The sequence below is a fragment of the Stenotrophomonas sp. SAM-B genome, from assembly GCF_013387485.1.
GTDB lineage: Bacteria > Pseudomonadota > Gammaproteobacteria > Xanthomonadales > Xanthomonadaceae > Stenotrophomonas > Stenotrophomonas maltophilia_AA.
The window spans coordinates 1-255 of the sequence record NZ_JABBXB010000070.1 but is presented as its reverse complement, the minus strand read 5'-3'; the positions used below and the strand labels follow the sequence as shown (position 1 = coordinate 255).

1 protein-coding gene is annotated in these 255 nt (G+C 63.1%); it reads right to left on the bottom strand.

Annotated features, from left to right (window positions below):
• Positions 1-255 (bottom strand): transposase (locus tag HH110_RS19280; protein WP_176991073.1); only part of this gene is annotated, 255 nt, incomplete at both ends.

Here is a 255-nt window from a genome sequence, read left to right as displayed (position 1 = left end):
ACCTGACGGATCTCGGCTCGACCGCCGTGGATGCTTCGTTTTCCGCGTATCGTCCCGCTGTCGTGGGACATCGGTGCCACGCCAACCAGGCTGGCGATGGCCTTGCCACTGATCTGGCCCAGCTCAGCCAGATAGCTGGCCAGCACCGCCTGTAGCCCCGGCCCCACGCCCTTCATCGACTTCAGAATCGTGAGCTGGGGCTGTTGAGCAACTTGCTCGGCAATCTGCTTTCCCAGGCGTTCGACCAGTGTCTGC